The organism is Burkholderia contaminans (genome assembly GCF_029633825.1).
GTDB classification, from domain to species: Bacteria; Pseudomonadota; Gammaproteobacteria; order Burkholderiales; family Burkholderiaceae; genus Burkholderia; species Burkholderia contaminans.
This window is the reverse complement of record NZ_CP090640.1, coordinates 2,141,820-2,156,261: the sequence shown is the minus strand read 5'-3', so window position 1 is coordinate 2,156,261 and position 14,442 is coordinate 2,141,820. Positions and strand designations below refer to the sequence as shown.

Below are 14,442 nucleotides of genomic sequence, written 5' to 3'. Positions count from 1 at the left end.
GCGATCTTGGGGTGGGGAGGATTTTTTTTCGTAGGAAGGGAACGATATGGCAAAATGCCAACGCACTGAAAGTTAGACGCTGCTCGAAGTCTACACAGAGCGGTGCCGCGTTTTTTGTGCCGCACCAATGTTATACTTCGAGCAATGTATGACTTGTCACCGTCAACAGGCTCGCAGTAAACCTGCGGTAATCTCAATTTCGAGAGGAGAAATATGAATAAACTTTCAAAGCTCGCGTTCATTGCAGCTACCGCAGTTATGGCTGCATCCGCTTCGGCACAGTCGGTGCCGGCGTCGCGTCAAGCCGTCAATGACAACTGGGTGAACGGCACGGGCGAATGGGTGTGGATGAACGGCACGAACGAGCTCTGCTGGCGCGATGCGTTCTGGACGCCGGCCACCGCCAACGCTAAGTGCGATGGCGCACTGGTCGCCCAGGCACCGGCACCGGCTCCGGTCGCTCCGGTCGCTCCGGCAATCACGAGCCAGAAGATCACGTATCAAGCTGACGCACTGTTCGACTTCGACAAGGCAACGCTCAAGCCGCTGGGCAAGCAAAAGCTGGACGAACTGTCGTCGAAGATCCAGGGCATGAACACGGAAGTGGTCGTCGCAACGGGCTACACGGACCGCATCGGTTCGGACAAGTACAACGACCGTCTGTCGCTGCGCCGTGCGCAAGCCGTGAAGTCGTACCTGGTCAGCAAGGGTGTGCCGGCCAACAAGATCTACACGGAAGGCAAGGGCAAGCGCAACCCGGTTACGACTGGCTGCAACCAGAAGAACCGCAAGCAACTCATCGCCTGCCTCGCACCGGACCGCCGCGTGGAAGTCGAAGTGGTCGGTACGCAAGAAGTCCAGAAGACGACCGTTCCGGCAAACTAAGCCGCGGTTTTCGACTGCTTCAAAGCCCCGCTCCGGCGGGGCTTTTTCTTTGACGCTCGTCCAGGCGCTCGCCGCTTCGCCGCTCGTCCGCTTCTTATATACTCGGGGCTGACGAATCGCAGCACCGCCCTCCTCCCGTAGCCCGTTTGCCGACATGACCAACGCCGATCCGCACGAACTCCAGAAATTCAGCGACCTTGCCCATCGGTGGTGGGATCCGAATGCCGAATTCAAGCCGCTGCACGACCTGAACCCGGTCCGGCTCGGCTGGATCGATGCGCATGCGCACCTCGCCGGCAAGCGCGCACTCGACATCGGCTGCGGCGGCGGCATCCTGTCCGAATCAATGGCCGGACTCGGCGCGCAGGTGAAAGGCATCGACCTGTCGACCGAAGCACTCGGCGTCGCCGACCTGCACAGTCTCGAAAGCGGCATCTCGGTCGATTACGAGGCCATCGCAGCCGAAGCGATCGCCGCGCGCGAACCGGGCACCTACGATGTCGTCACGTGCATGGAGATGCTCGAGCACGTGCCGTCGCCCGGCGATATCGTCGCCGCCTGCGCGACGCTCGTGAAGCCGGGTGGCTGGGTGTTCTTCTCGACGCTGAACCGCAACCTGAAGGCTTACCTGTTCGCCGTGATCGGCGCGGAATACATCGCGCAAATGCTGCCGAAGGGCACGCACGACTACGCGCGCTTCATCCGTCCGTCGGAACTGGCCGGCTTCGTGCGGGCAACGGATCTGCACATCGTGGAGATCAAGGGCATCACGTATCACCCGATCGGCAAGCGCTTCGCGCTGTCGAACGACGCCGACATCAACTACCTCGTCGCGTGCCGTCGCGGCGCGTGACCCTCCAACCGGCATGACGACTCCCCTCTCGACCGCGCGGGCTGCATTCGACGAACCGCGCCTGCTGCACTGCGATGCCGTGCTGTTCGACCTGGACGGCACGCTCGCCGACACGGCCCCTGATCTCGCGGCTGCCGTCAACAAGATGCAACGCATGCGCGACCTGCCAGAAACACCGCTCGACGTGCTGCGGCCGCTGGCCTCGGCCGGCGCGCGCGGCCTGCTCGGCGGCGCGTTCGGCATCGATCCGCACACGCCCGGTTACGAAGCGATGCGCGACGAGTTCCTGGCCAACTACGCGACGGATCTGTGCGTGCATACGACGCTGTTCCCCGGCATCGGCGACGTGCTCGACGAACTGGACGCGCGTGGCGTGCGCTGGGGCATCGTCACGAACAAGGCAATGCGGCTCACGGCGCCGCTCGTCGACCTGCTCGGCCTCGCGCCGCGCGCCGCCTGCGTCGTCGGGGGCGACACAACGCCGCACTCGAAACCGCACCCGGCCCCGCTGCTGCATGCGGCCGACCAATTGACGCTCGCACCTGCGCGCATCGTCTACGTCGGCGACGACCTGCGCGACATCCAAGCCGGCAGCGCCGCCGGCATGGCGACGGTCGCGGCGGCGTACGGCTATTGCGGCGATGGCGCCGCACCGGCCGACTGGCAAGCGCAGCATCTCGTCGACACGACGCAGCAACTGCGCGAACTGCTGCGCGATGTTGGGCTATAATGGTTGATCTTATCCGCGGGGGCGACCTGGTTTCGACAGGGGTTGTGAAGCGGCTAGGGCATGTCGAGGACCCGTCACCTCGTTAATCAATGGGAAAATCGTAACTGCAAACGACGATACGTTCGCACTGGCAGCCTAACGGCCGCCGTCCTCTGCCTAGTTCACTGACGGGCTAGTGTCGCAAGACCGGTAGCAATACCGCCAGAGGTCATTTACGTCAGTTAAGCCCTGTCGGCGTCGCGACGCCAGGGTCGAAAACCTAGCGAATCGCCGTAGTGCAGCGTGTTCGTCCGCGTCGCTGCGGTTAAATCAAATGACTGAACTAAACATGTAGAACTAGTCGTGGAGCGCTTCTGGACGCGGGTTCGATTCCCGCCGCCTCCACCAAATTCCGCGCTCGCCGCACGAACCCCGCATGACGCAAGTCTGCGGGGTTTTTTGTTGCCGGCAAAACGCACTCACCCCCTTCTTTCGAAAAAGCGCCCGGCCACGGGCGGGCCGGGCGGAATGCCACCGGACTTCCGGCGACAGGAGGTGACGGATATCCTGCCTTGCCCGCGCACGCATCGATCGCGCCGGGCAGCGGCCGGCCCGGGTGCTACGCCGCCAGGCGCGACGCGTCGTCGCACCCGGCATTCACGCACACCGGGCGATACGCGGTTCAGCTGCCGCGATACAGCGACTTCATTTCTTCAGCGGTGGCCGGACGCACGCCCATTGCACGCGAACCCGCTGCCGATGCGCCCTGCGCCTGTGCGCCATAACCGCTGGCATCGGCGCCTTGCGCTTGCGCCAGCGCGGCACGCTGCTGCTCTGCAACACGAGCCGTGGCAGCCTGGATCGCTTCCGGATAATGCGGATCTTCGCCGCGAGCGGAGTTGTAACCTGCCTGCTGCAGCTGGACCAGTTCGGCGCGAACCTGCGCGCGGGTGATCGTCGAGCCCGACTGGGCGAACGACACGACCGGGGCAACGAGAGCGGCAGCAACGACAACAGCTTGAACGAGCGACTTCATGATGACCTACCTCCAGATTTGTCTGTGTTCGCGGTGAACACCTTGTTCATCGCTGACAACCCGAAGTTTATGTAGGTGAATGCTTAAGAATAAGGCAGGTTTCTGGAAGTCATCCTTGCTGATTTACGGGTTAACCCTAAATCACCCATCAGGCCGGCGATACGCATATCCCTGCGTCGCCCGGCATCGAATTGCACGACGACTCACCGGAAAGCAAAAGCCCCGCGAAGCGGCAACGCTTCGCGGGGCTCGGACAAAATCGGAATCGCACGGTAGTCCGGCTGCCGCCGATCAGCCAGGTCGGCGTGCGAGCGCAACACCCGCCAGTCGAACCCGTGCTGCGGGCCTCTCGTGCGAACGCGCCCGTCGGCCAGGTTACCGGCTATCCATCGGACACTTCAGGTTGCAGCCGTTGGGATCGCCCAGGTCGCCCTTGCGGCGCAAGGCCGATTTGTTGCCGCTCTGGTATTTCTGCGACGGCGCAGACGCCGCGAACGGCATCTGCGGATGCTCGTTCAGGCGAAACTGTTCGCTCAGGATACCGCCGGGCACCCCGGGCGAATTCTGCGCGAGCGCAAACGGCGAAACAGCGACCAGCAGCCCCGCGGCCAACACTGCCGCGGTGAGGGAAACGGAAAATTTCATGGCGGGATGACGCTTGAACGGCGTGCTTGTTGGAACGTTGGTCAAGCGGCAAGCGTAGCGCAAATCCCCTGCTGCTGCATCGCGGTTAGATTGCGTCCGCGTTACCGGGAATTGCCCTCCGGCGCGCTCGCGCCGTCGCCGCCGGCGAGCCCCGACGCGATGCTCGTCAGCGTTCCGCACGCAGCCGGATCGTAGCCGTCGAGATGCGCGACGCGCTCGACAAAGCGCGCATCGCGCAGCAGCGCCAGCACACCGGCAAGCGGCCGCGCGTCGAGCCGCGCGCGTTCGCATGCAAAGTAATAGTCTTCGTCGACGACCGGGATGAAATCGAGCCCGAAATGACGGGCGGCCGGCTCGACGCCGAAGCCGAGATCGGCCATCCCGCTCGCGACGAACGCCGCGATCGCCGAGTGCGTGAGCTCGGCCGACGCATAGCCGTCGATGCGCTCTGGATCGATGCCGATCGCGCGCAGCGCGAGATCCAGCAGCATGCGCGTTCCCGACCCCGGCTGGCGGTTGACGAAGCGGATGTCATTGCGCGCGAGATCCGCGAGCCCGCGAACCTGCTTCGGGTTGCCGCGCGGAATGAACAACCCCTGCTGACGTCGTGTCAGGTGGATCAGCACATGGCGCGTATCGTCGAGCCACGGCCGGTAGATCTGCGCGCACCGCGCGCGAAACGCGCCGCGCGGCAGATGGAAGCCGGCCAGGTCGCACTCGCCGCGGCCAAGCGCCTGCACGGCCTCGACACTCTCGCGATACTTGATGTCGACGGCCGCCTGCGCATCGACGAGCGCGGAGACGAGCGTCGCGACCGCATAGCCGTGCGACGCATGGATGCGCACGGCGCCGTCGCGCTGCGCGAGCCGCCGGTTCAGGTCGCTCGCCACTTCGGCCGCCAGCGTGCGCAGGTTCCCGTCGAGACGGCTGCGCGCGAGGCGCTGCGCATCGACGACGGCCTGCCCGAGCGCCGACAACGTCGAGCCCTTGCCGCGCGCGGTTTCGATCAGTTCCCCGCCGATGCACGCCTCCAGCGCGCGGAGCATGCCCCATGCGTGCCGGTAGGACAGCCCTTTCGCTTGCGCGGCCTGCGCAATGCTGCCCGTGTCGGCCACGAGTTCGAGCAGCGGCGCGACATCCGACAGGCCGGCCGCACGACCTTCCGTGTCGCGTACGGTCAGATACGCGTCGCATTCGATGCGAATCATTTATGCACTCTGATTTCCTATTGCGACCGCCAGATCTTCCGCTTATCGTTGTTCAAAATCAATCAGAACGAAGTTTCAATGTGCACTATATGAATCACGAGCACATATGAGACTTTGGAGGAGCACAGCTGATGTCCCCGAATTCCCAAGCGCCCGACGCACTTGTCGAGCGCCATGCACGCGCCGGCCGGTCGCTCGTGGCGATCCTGCACGCGATCCAGGACGACACGGGCTACGTGCCGCCGGGCTGCGTCGCGCCGCTCGCCCGCGCACTCAACCTGTCGCGCGCGGAAGTGCACGGCGTCCTGACTTACTACCACCACTTCCGCACCGCACCGCCCGCCCGCGTGACGATCCAGATGTGTCGCGCCGAAGCGTGTCGCAGCATGGGCTGCGAAGCGCTGGCCGCGCATGCGGAAGCCCGCACGGGTTGCCGGTTCGACGCAGCGCACGGCGATGCCGCCGATGCGCATGCGCCCGGTGACGTCGCGCTTGAATCGGTCTACTGCCTCGGACTGTGTGCGCAGTCGCCGTCGATGACGGTCAATGGCGTGCTGCACGCGAAGGTCACGCCGGAGAAGTTCGACGCCCTGCTCGCCGACGCGGCCGCTCACACCCCGGAGGCCGCATGACGACCCGCATCTACGTTCCGCGCGATTCGTCCGCGCTGGCACTCGGCGCCGACGCGCTCGCCGCCGCGATCGAGGCGGAAGCCGAACGCCGCGGCATCGCCATCGAACTGGTCCGCAACGGTTCGCGCGGGCTGCTGTGGCTCGAGCCGCTCGTCGAGGTCGGCACAGCCGCCGGCCGCGTCGGCTATGCGAATCTGTCGGCCGCCGACGTGCCGGCCCTGTTCGACGCGAACTGGCTCGAAGGCGGCACGCATCCGAGCGCTGTCGGGCTCGTCGATGCACTGCCGTATCTCGCGCGCCAGCAACGCCTCACGTTCGCACGCATCGGCCTGACGGACCCGCTGTCGATCGACGACTACCTGCGATACGAAGGGCTCGTCGGCCTGAAGAACGCGCTCGCGCTCGACGGCGATGCCGCGTGCGAAACGCTGATCGAATCGGGGCTGCGCGGCCGCGGTGGTGCAGCGTTCCCGGCCGGCATCAAGTGGCGCACGGTCCGGCAGGCGCGCGCCGCGCAGAAATACATCGTCTGCAATGCAGACGAAGGCGATTCGGGCACCTTCTCCGACCGCCTGATCATGGAATGCGATCCGTACTGCCTGATCGAAGGGATGATCATCGCGGGCGTCGCGACCGGCGCGACCGTCGGCTACATCTACGTGCGCAGCGAATACCCGCACGCGATCGCCACGCTCGAAGCCGCGATCGTCCGCGCACGTGAAGCCGGCTGGCTCGGCGAGCACGTGCTCGGCTCCGCGCACGCGTTCGAGCTGCACGTCGCGAAAGGCGCGGGCTCTTACGTGTGCGGCGAGGAAACGGCGCTGCTCGAATCGCTCGAAGGCAAGCGCGGCGTCGTGCGTGCGAAACCGCCGCTGCCCGCACTCGCCGGCCTGTACGGCCAGCCGACCGTCATCAACAACGTGATCACGCTCGCAACGGCGCCCGTGATCTTCGCGCGCGGCGCGGCGTTCTATCGCGACTACGGGATGGGCCGCTCGCGCGGCACGCTGCCGTTCCAGCTCGCCGGCAACATCCGCCACGGCGGCCTCGTCGAACTCGCGTTCGGCGTCACGCTGCGCGAGCTGCTGTTCGACTTCGGCGGCGGCACGGCCAGCGGCCGGCCCGCACGTGCCGCGCAGGTGGGCGGCCCGCTCGGCACCTACCTGCCCGACCACCAGTGGGACGTGCCGCTCGACTACGAAGCGTATACGGCGATCGGCGCGGTGGTCGGCCACGGCGGCATCGTGCTGCACGACGACACGTCGAACCTCGCCGAGCTCGCCGAATACGCGATGAAGTTCTGTGCGATCGAGTCGTGCGGCAAGTGCACGCCGTGCCGGATCGGATCGACACGCGGCGTCGAGACGATCGCACGCATCCGCCACGGCGATACGTCGGAGCGGCAGGTCACGCTGCTGCGCGACCTGTGCGACACGATGCTCGCCGGTTCGCTGTGCGCGATGGGCGGCATGACACCCTACCCGGTGCTGTCCGCACTCGACCATTTCCCCGAAGATTTCGGGCTCGCTGCCGGCAAACATGCCGCGTCGGGTCCGGTCAAGGCTGCGGCCTGACCCAGAAGGAGCCCTGCATGTCCCTCGACACGAACAACGTCCGCCAAGGCGGCTGCGGCTCGGGCCAATGCGCGTGCAAGAGCGCCGCTCAGGCGCGTGCCCGCGATCCGTTCGACGATACCGACTACGGCACGCCGCAACGTCATGCCGATACCGACGTCACGCTCGAAATCGACGGCCAGCCGGTCACGGTGCCGGCCGGCACGTCGGTGATGCGCGCGGCGATCGAAGCCGGCGTCAACGTCCCGAAGCTCTGCGCGACCGATTCGCTCGAACCGTTCGGCTCCTGCCGGCTGTGCCTCGTCGAGATCGAAGGCCGCCGAGGTTATCCGGCGTCGTGCACGACGCCTGCCGAAGCGGGCATGAAGGTGCGCACGCAATCGGACCGGCTGCAGTCGCTGCGTCGCAACGTGATGGAGCTGTACATCTCCGACCATCCGCTCGACTGCCTCACCTGCCCCGCCAACGGCGACTGCGAGCTGCAGGACATGGCGGGCGTGGTCGGCCTGCGCGAAGTGCGCTACGGCTTCGACGGCGCGAATCACCTGAAGGACACGAAGGACGAATCGAACCCGTACTTCACGTACGACCCGTCGAAGTGCATCGTCTGCAACCGCTGCGTGCGCGCCTGCGAGGAAACGCAAGGCACGTTCGCGCTGACGATCGCCGCACGCGGCTTCGAATCGCGCGTCGCCGCCGGCGAAAGCGAATCGTTCATGGCATCGGAGTGCGTGTCGTGCGGCGCGTGCGTCGCCGCGTGCCCGACCGCCACGCTGCAGGAAAAATCCGTCGTGCAACTCGGGCAGGCCGAACACTCGGTCGTCACGACCTGCGCATACTGCGGCGTCGGCTGCTCGTTCAAGGCCGAGATGAAGGGCACGCAGGTCGTGCGCATGACGCCGCACAAGAACGGCCTAGCGAACGAGGGCCACGCGTGCGTGAAAGGGCGCTTCGCATGGGGCTATGCCACGCACAAGGACCGCATCACGAAGCCGATGATCCGCGAGAAGATCACCGACCCGTGGCGCGAAGTCAGCTGGGAAGAAGCGCTCACCTACGCGGCAACGCAATTCCGCAAGCTGCAGGACAAGTACGGCCGCGATTCCATCGGCGGCATCACGTCGTCGCGCTGCACGAACGAGGAAACCTACCTCGTGCAGAAGCTGGTGCGCGCCGCGTTCGGCAACAACAACGTCGACACCTGCGCACGCGTGTGCCACTCGCCGACGGGCTATGGCCTCAAGACGACGCTCGGCGAATCGGCCGGCACGCAGACGTTCGCGTCGGTCGGCCAGGCCGACGTGATCGTCGTGATGGGCGCGAACCCGACCGACGGCCACCCGGTGTTCGGCTCGCGGCTGAAGCGGCGCGTGCGTGAAGGCGCGAAGCTGATCGTGATCGACCCGCGCCGCATCGACGTCGTCGACGGACCGCACGTAAAGGCGACCCACCACCTGCAGTTGCGGCCCGGCACCAACGTCGCGATCGTCAACGCGCTCGCGCACGTGATCGTCACCGAAGGGCTCGTCGCCGACGCATTCGTCGCCGAGCGCTGCGAGACGCGCGCATTCGAGCAATGGCGCGACTTCGTCTCGCGAGCCGACAACTCGCCCGAGGCGACCGCCGCCGTGACGGGCGTGCCGGCCGAGCTGGTACGCGAAGCCGCGCGCCTCTATGCGACGGGCGGCAATGCCGCGATCTATTACGGTCTGGGCGTGACCGAACACGCGCAGGGCTCGACGACGGTGATGGGCATCGCGAACCTCGCGATGGCAACCGGCAACATCGGCCGCGAAGGTGTCGGCGTCAATCCGCTGCGCGGCCAGAACAACGTGCAGGGCTCGTGCGACATGGGCTCGTTCCCGCACGAACTGCCCGGCTACCGGCACATCGGCGACGAGGTCGTGCGCACGCAGTTCGAAGCGGCGTGGTCGGCGAAGCTGCAACCGGAACCGGGGCTGCGCATCCCGAACATGTTCGACGCGGCGCTCGACGGCAGCTTCAAGGGGCTTTACTGCCAGGGCGAGGACATCGTCCAGTCGGACCCGAATACGCAGCACGTCGCGGCCGCGCTGTCGGCAATGGAATGCATCGTCGTGCAGGACATCTTCCTGAACGAGACCGCGAAATACGCGCACGTGCTGCTGCCCGGCTCGTCGTTCCTCGAGAAGGACGGCACGTTCACGAATGCGGAACGCCGCATCTCGCGCGTGCGCAAGGTGATGCCGCCGCTCGCGGGCTACGCGGACTGGGAAGTCACGCTGATGCTGTCGCGCGCGCTCGGCTACGAGATGGACTATGCGCATCCGTCGGAAATCATGGACGAGATCGCGCGGCTCACGCCGACCTTTTCGGGTGTGTCCTACGCGAAGCTCGATACGCTCGGCAGCATTCAGTGGCCGTGCAACGAGCACGCACCGGAAGGCACGCCGACGATGCACATCGACGCATTCGTGCGCGGCAAGGGCAAGTTCGTGATCACGCAGTTCATCGCGTCGCCGGAGAAGGTCACGCAGCGCTATCCGCTGATCCTGACGACGGGCCGCATCCTGTCGCAGTACAACGTCGGCGCGCAGACCCGCCGCACCGAGAACGTGCGGTGGCACGAAGAGGATCGCCTCGAGATCCATCCGCACGACGCGCAGGATCGCGGTATCCGCAGCGGCGACTGGGTGGGCATTGAATCGCGTGCGGGGCAGACGGTGCTGCGCGCGCTCGTGACCGAACGCATGCAGCCGGGTGTCGTTTATACGACGTTCCACTTCCCCGAATCGGGCGCGAACGTGATCACGACGGACAGCTCGGACTGGGCGACGAACTGCCCCGAGTACAAGGTGACGGCCGTGCAGGTGCTGCCCGTCGCGCAGCCGTCCGACTGGCAGCAAGCGTATGCGCGCTTCAACGCGGAGCAGCTCGACCTGCTCGAGCGCCGCGCCGCCGCGACCGCCGGCGTGACGACGGGCAAGTGAGGAAGCGATGGACAATGGACACCTGATCGACATGGCCAACCAGATCGGCGCATTCTTCGAATCGATGCCCGATCGAGACGAAGCGTTGACCGGCATCGCCGACCATATCCGGCGCTTCTGGGAGCCGCGGATGCGTCGCGCGTTGCTCGCGGCGCTCGACGATCCGTCGAGCGAGGCCGGGCAACGGGCGGCACCGATCGTGCGCGACGCGATCGCCGCGCACCGCGCGTCGCTCATACCCGCCGCGGCGAGCGCCTGACCGCACCGCTACGCGGACCGCGACATGCCAGCGAACCAGCTTTCGCAGTGGCGCAGCAGCGCGTTCGCGTCGGTCGCCGTGCGCCCGCGCGCAGCGACGTAACCATCCGGCCGCAGCAGGTAAAACGACGGCCGCGAGCGGCCGTATTCCTGCGCGAGGCCGGCATCGCCGCCTTCGGCATCGGTGACGCGCCAGACGCGCACCGCGTCCGGCATGATCCGTTCGAGCCCCTGCACGAGCGCCTGCGCATCGGTCGGCATCGGCGGCACTGCGCCGGTATCGGCGTTCACCGGCTCTTCCAGCAGCAGCAACGTGAAGCTCGCCGGATCGTGCAGGTCGTATAGCCGCGCCGTTCCGGGCGCCTGACCGAGCGGCCCGTCGAGCACCCGCACGCGCGCGTCGGGTGCCCGCTCGCCTGCGCGAGGCCCGCCATCGAGCACGCGCTCGAGCGTCAGCGGACTCTTCCGGTACTGCACGCCGAGTTCGCTGACCGTGCGCCGCACTGCGTCGCGCATCGGCCCGAACGACGCCAGCACCGGCACGACGTGATCGCGCAGCAGCTTCATCGCGCCGCGCTCGGCTTCGACGATTTGCGTGACGAACCCGGTTTGCCGCAACACGTCGCGCTCGATCGGGTGACGCTCCGCGTGATACGTGTCGAGCAGCCGCTCGGGCGTGCCCGCGCCGAGCACGCGCGCGAGCTTCCAGCCGAGATTGAACGCCTCCTGGATGCCGGTGTTCATGCCCTGCGCGCCGGCCGGACTATGGACGTGCGCGGCGTCGCCCGCGAAGAACACGCGGCCGTGACGCAGCCGGTCGACCATCCGGCTGTGCAGATGAAAATACGACGACCAGGCGAGATCGCTCGGCGAGATCGACGCGCCGGCGCGGGCACGCACGATCGCGTCGCATTCCGCGAGCGACGGGGTCGGTGCATCGGGCGATGCGTCGCTCCCGGGCGGCCGGTCGGCCACGAGCCGGTAACGGCCGCCGCCCATCGGAAACAGGCCTGCGATGCCTTCGGCTGTCGTGAACAGGTGGATCTCTTCGTCCGGCCAGTCGGGTATTGCCGCGAAATCGGCGAGCAGGAAGGTCTGCTCGAACGCATGCCCGGTGAAACCCAGGCCGAGCAGATGCCTGACCGTGCTGTGCGCGCCGTCGGCGGCGATCAGGTACGACGGCGCGAACGATTCGTCGCGGCCGTCCGCGCAGCGGATCGACACGTCGAGCGACGCACCGCCCGCATCGCATGCGGTCAGCGTCGCGCCGCGCTCGACCGTCACGCCGAGCCGGGCCAGATGGTCGGCAAGCAGGCGCTCGGTGATGGTCTGGTCGAGAAACAGCAGGTACGGATAGCGCGTTTGCAGCGGATCGAAATCGAGCCGCGCGATCACGCGGCCGTCGGCATGCAGCGCGGCCGCATGGGCACGATGGCCGAGCGCGAGAAACGGTTCGACCGCGCGATGCTGCTCCAGCAGTTCGAGCGTGCGCGCCTGGATGCCGATCGCGCGCGAATGCGGCGCGGGTGCAGCGAGCCGATCGATGATGCGCACCGGCACGCGGGCTCGCGCGAGGCTCATCGCCGCGGCAAGGCCGGTCGGCCCCGCGCCGACGATCAGCACGGGCTGGATATCGGGCAGTGTGTCAGCCATGAGAACCTCGATGACACGCGACCCTGCAAGTCTACGCCGCTCCGCGTGACGGGGCCATATGCCGATCGGCCGACGCGCGGCACCCCCGCGCGGTGTGGGAAAATACGCGCTTTCCGTCAGTTTTCGCGTTATGGATTCCGCATTCGACCGGGCGTATGCCGCACACCGCGCGGGCCGCCTCGCCGAGGCCGAGCACGGCTATCGCAACGCGCTCGCCTCCAATCCCGCCGACGCCGACGCGCTGCATCTGTTCGGCGTGCTGCGGCACCAGCAGGGCCAGCACGCCGAGGCGGCCGATCTCGTCGGTCGCGCCGTCGCGCTGCGGCCGGGCGATGCCGCGCTGCAGCTCAATCTCGGCAACGCGCTGAAGGCACTTGGCCGGCTCGACGAAGCAGTCGACCGCTTTCGCAACGCGCTGACGCTCGCGCCCGAATTTCCGCTCGCGCACTACAACCTCGGCAACGCGTATGCGGCGTTGCAGCGCCACGACGATGCGATCGACGCATTCGGCCGCGCGCTGCGGCTCACGCCCGACGATGCATCGATCCACAACAATCTCGGCAATGCGCTGAACGCGCTCGGCCGCCACGACGACGCGCTCGCCGCGTTCCATCGCGCGCTCGAGCTGCGGCCCGGACATGCGGGGGCGCACAACAACCTCGCGATGGCGCTGAACGCGATGGGCCGTGCCGACGACGCGATCGCGCACTTCCAGGCCGCGATCGCCGCGCAGCCGGGCTTCGTCGCCGCCCATTTCAATCTCGGCAACACGTTCGACGCGGTCGGCCGGCATGCGGAGGCGGCCGCCGCGTTCGAAGCCGCGCTCGCGCTGCATCCGTCGTTTCCGCTCGCGCTGTTCGGGCTCGCGAACGCACTGGGCGCGCAGGGCCGCCACCGCGACGCGCTGCCCTACTACGAGCGTGCCGTCGGGCTCGATCCGTCGTTCAGCCTCGCCTGGCTGAATCTCGGCAACGCACATCACGCGCTCGGTGCGCACGAGATGGCGCTGCGCGCCTTCGACCAGGCACTGCGCGTCGCGCCGGATCTCACGCTGGCACGGCTGCACCGCGCGGTCACGCTGCTGACGCTCGGCGACTTCACGCGCGGCCTGCCCGCCTACGAAGCGCGCCACGACACGCCGGGCGCGACGCCGCTCGGCACGCTGCCGCGCTGGCAAGGCGAGCCGATTGCGTCGCGCACGCTGCTGATCCGCGCGGAACAGGGCTTCGGCGACACGCTGCAGTTCGTCCGTTTCGTGCCGCTCGCCCGCGCACGCTGCGCGCGCGTCGTGCTCGAAGTCCAGCCGGAACTCGTTACGCTGCTGGCGCCGGCCGCGGCACGCTGGCGCGTGACGCTCGTCGCCCTGGGCGCGGCGAAGCCGCCTGCGGCGGATGTCGCGTGCACGCTGATGAGCCTGCCGTTCCTGCTCGGGCTTCAGACGCAAGAGGACATCGTCGCGGGCGCGCGCTACCTCGACGTCCCCGACGGCGCCGGCCGGCGCTTTCGCGGCTCGCTCGGCGGGCGGTCGAAGCGCAAGTTCGGCCTTGCGTGGTCGGGGCGCCGGCAGGCGCAGGAAAATCGCTCGATGCCGTTCGACGCACTCGCTCCGCTGCTCGCGCTACCGGGCATCGACTGGATCGTGCTGCAACCCGCACTCGACGACGACGAGCGAGCGCGCGTCGACGCACATCCGCGCGTGCATCGGCTCGACGGCCGGCTGAACGACTTTGCCGACACGGCCGCGCTGATCGATCGGCTCGACGGCGTCGTCACGATCGATACGGCGGTCGCGCACCTCGCCGGCGCGCTCGGCAAACCGCTGTGGGTGATGCTTCCGTTCGCGCCGGACTGGCGCTGGTTCACCGGCGACGACTGCCCGTGGTATCCGCAGGCCAGGCTCGCCCGCCAGCCCGCGCCGGGCGAATGGCACGACGTGGCGGCCGCGGTCGCCGGCATGCTGCGCGAAGCCTGACCGCAGACGAAAAAAGGGAGCGCGCCGCGCTCCCTTTTCAGTACATCG

12 protein-coding genes and 1 other RNA gene are annotated in these 14,442 nt (G+C 67.3%); 9 read left to right on the top strand and 4 right to left on the bottom strand.

What is annotated here, in order from left to right; translation table 11 throughout:
• The first annotated feature begins 213 nt into the window (after positions 1 to 213).
• From ompA to ssrA, 4 genes are all read left to right on the top strand, one after another.
• Positions 214 to 885, top strand: coding sequence for an outer membrane protein OmpA (gene ompA, locus LXE91_RS10055; RefSeq protein ID WP_039343284.1), 672 nt, complete (start codon positions 214 to 216; stop codon positions 883 to 885).
• A 154-nt stretch (positions 886 to 1,039) separates the two neighbouring features.
• A complete protein-coding gene (ubiG, locus tag LXE91_RS10050; protein ID WP_039343286.1) occupies positions 1,040 to 1,738 on the top strand; it encodes a bifunctional 2-polyprenyl-6-hydroxyphenol methylase/3-demethylubiquinol 3-O-methyltransferase UbiG in 699 nt (232 codons plus the stop codon).
• A 13-nt stretch (positions 1,739 to 1,751) separates the two neighbouring features.
• Complete coding sequence (gene gph, locus LXE91_RS10045; RefSeq protein ID WP_039343288.1) at positions 1,752 to 2,468, top strand: phosphoglycolate phosphatase; 717 nt, start codon at positions 1,752 to 1,754, stop codon at positions 2,466 to 2,468.
• Positions 2,469 to 2,485: 17 nt separating this feature from the next.
• Positions 2,486 to 2,855: a transfer-messenger RNA gene (ssrA, locus tag LXE91_RS10040) on the top strand.
• Positions 2,856 to 3,129: 274 nt separating this feature from the next.
• Here the strand turns inward: ssrA and LXE91_RS10035 are convergent.
• The 3 genes from LXE91_RS10035 to LXE91_RS10025 form a co-directional block, all read right to left on the bottom strand.
• Entirely contained in the window at positions 3,130 to 3,483 is a 354-nt protein-coding gene (locus tag LXE91_RS10035) for a DUF4148 domain-containing protein (protein WP_039343289.1), read from the bottom strand.
• Positions 3,484 to 3,858: 375 nt separating this feature from the next.
• The gene (locus LXE91_RS10030; protein WP_039343291.1) at positions 3,859 to 4,128 is read right to left on the bottom strand and encodes a hypothetical protein; all 270 of its coding nucleotides are present in this window, start codon (positions 4,126 to 4,128) and stop codon (positions 3,859 to 3,861) included.
• 101 nt (positions 4,129 to 4,229) lie between these two features.
• Positions 4,230 to 5,336 (bottom strand): substrate-binding domain-containing protein, encoded by a 1,107-nt coding sequence (locus LXE91_RS10025; protein ID WP_039343293.1) that lies wholly within the window; start codon positions 5,334 to 5,336, stop codon positions 4,230 to 4,232.
• Between the two features lie 131 nt (positions 5,337 to 5,467).
• On the opposite strand from LXE91_RS10025, the gene LXE91_RS10020 reads away from it, so the two are divergent.
• Genes LXE91_RS10020 through LXE91_RS10005 form a run of 4 tightly spaced genes read left to right on the top strand, consistent with a single transcriptional unit; the run spans position 5,468 to position 10,770 of the window.
• The gene (locus tag LXE91_RS10020) at positions 5,468 to 5,968 is read left to right on the top strand and encodes an NAD(P)H-dependent oxidoreductase subunit E (RefSeq protein WP_039343296.1); all 501 of its coding nucleotides are present in this window, start codon (positions 5,468 to 5,470) and stop codon (positions 5,966 to 5,968) included.
• Positions 5,965 to 7,542 carry a formate dehydrogenase beta subunit gene (locus LXE91_RS10015; protein ID WP_039343298.1) on the top strand — a complete coding sequence of 526 codons (1,578 nt, stop codon included), beginning with the start codon at positions 5,965 to 5,967 and terminating at the stop codon, positions 7,540 to 7,542. The genes LXE91_RS10020 and LXE91_RS10015 overlap by 4 nt, the downstream gene beginning before the upstream one ends.
• A gap of 17 nt (positions 7,543 to 7,559) precedes the next feature.
• Positions 7,560 to 10,511: a formate dehydrogenase subunit alpha gene (fdhF, locus tag LXE91_RS10010; RefSeq protein ID WP_039343300.1), complete on the top strand. Its 2,952-nt coding sequence runs from the start codon at positions 7,560 to 7,562 to the stop codon at positions 10,509 to 10,511.
• 7 nt (positions 10,512 to 10,518) lie between these two features.
• Positions 10,519 to 10,770 carry a formate dehydrogenase subunit delta gene (locus LXE91_RS10005; RefSeq protein ID WP_039343302.1) on the top strand — a complete coding sequence of 84 codons (252 nt, stop codon included), beginning with the start codon at positions 10,519 to 10,521 and terminating at the stop codon, positions 10,768 to 10,770.
• Between the two features lie 8 nt (positions 10,771 to 10,778).
• Here LXE91_RS10005 and LXE91_RS10000 read toward each other — a convergent pair whose 3' ends face one another.
• Positions 10,779 to 12,422, bottom strand: coding sequence for an FAD-dependent monooxygenase (locus LXE91_RS10000; protein WP_039343305.1), 1,644 nt, complete (start codon positions 12,420 to 12,422; stop codon positions 10,779 to 10,781).
• Positions 12,423 to 12,552: 130 nt separating this feature from the next.
• Here LXE91_RS10000 and LXE91_RS09995 point away from each other — a divergent pair, with 130 nt between their 5' ends.
• Positions 12,553 to 14,394, top strand: a complete 1,842-nt coding sequence (locus LXE91_RS09995) for a tetratricopeptide repeat protein (protein WP_321199932.1) — start codon at positions 12,553 to 12,555, stop codon at positions 14,392 to 14,394.
• Positions 14,395 to 14,442 lie beyond the last annotated feature (48 nt).

Coding starts and splice junctions, on each gene's coding strand:
- LXE91_RS10015 (WP_039343298.1), top strand. CDS start 5,965: ATGACGACCCGCATCTACGTTCCGCGCGATTCGTCCGCGCTGGCACTC.
- LXE91_RS10005 (WP_039343302.1), top strand. CDS start 10,519: ATGGACAATGGACACCTGATCGACATGGCCAACCAGATCGGCGCATTC.
- fdhF (WP_039343300.1), top strand. CDS start 7,560: ATGTCCCTCGACACGAACAACGTCCGCCAAGGCGGCTGCGGCTCGGGC.
- LXE91_RS10000 (WP_039343305.1), bottom strand. CDS start 12,422: ATGGCTGACACACTGCCCGATATCCAGCCCGTGCTGATCGTCGGCGCG.
- LXE91_RS10030 (WP_039343291.1), bottom strand. CDS start 4,128: ATGAAATTTTCCGTTTCCCTCACCGCGGCAGTGTTGGCCGCGGGGCTG.
- ubiG (WP_039343286.1), top strand. CDS start 1,040: ATGACCAACGCCGATCCGCACGAACTCCAGAAATTCAGCGACCTTGCC.
- LXE91_RS10035 (WP_039343289.1), bottom strand. CDS start 3,483: ATGAAGTCGCTCGTTCAAGCTGTTGTCGTTGCTGCCGCTCTCGTTGCC.
- LXE91_RS10020 (WP_039343296.1), top strand. CDS start 5,468: ATGTCCCCGAATTCCCAAGCGCCCGACGCACTTGTCGAGCGCCATGCA.
- gph (WP_039343288.1), top strand. CDS start 1,752: ATGACGACTCCCCTCTCGACCGCGCGGGCTGCATTCGACGAACCGCGC.
- LXE91_RS10025 (WP_039343293.1), bottom strand. CDS start 5,336: ATGATTCGCATCGAATGCGACGCGTATCTGACCGTACGCGACACGGAA.
- LXE91_RS09995 (WP_321199932.1), top strand. CDS start 12,553: ATGGATTCCGCATTCGACCGGGCGTATGCCGCACACCGCGCGGGCCGC.
- ompA (WP_039343284.1), top strand. CDS start 214: ATGAATAAACTTTCAAAGCTCGCGTTCATTGCAGCTACCGCAGTTATG.